Origin of the sequence: Kitasatospora sp. NRRL B-11411 (assembly GCF_000721345.1) — a bacterium.
GTDB classification, from domain to species: Bacteria; Actinomycetota; Actinomycetes; order Streptomycetales; family Streptomycetaceae; genus Kitasatospora; species Kitasatospora cineracea.
This window is the reverse complement of sequence record NZ_JOGH01000348.1, coordinates 1-236: the sequence shown is the minus strand read 5'-3', so window position 1 is coordinate 236 and position 236 is coordinate 1. Positions and strand designations below refer to the sequence as shown.

The window sequence follows — 236 nt, the reverse complement described above, 5'->3', positions numbered from 1 at the left end:
TGGAAGCCCTGTGAGGGGTGGAGTTGACCGGTACTAATAGGCCGAGGGCTTGTCCTCAGTTGCTCGCGTCCACTGTGTTGTTCTGAAACAACGACCCCCCGCCGGGGAGACCCGGCCGGGTGGCGGACAGTTTCATCGTGTTTCGGTGGTCATAGCGTGAGGGAAACGCCCGGTTACATTCCGAACCCGGAAGCTAAGCCTCACAGCGCCGATGGTACTGCAGGGGGGACCCTGTG

The 236-nt window shown here is 61.4% G+C and carries 1 rRNA gene; it reads left to right on the top strand.

The features are described from left to right. Window positions 1-141 precede the first annotated feature (141 nt). Window positions 142-236 (top strand): 5S ribosomal RNA (rrf, locus tag IH44_RS43565); the annotation flags it as partial.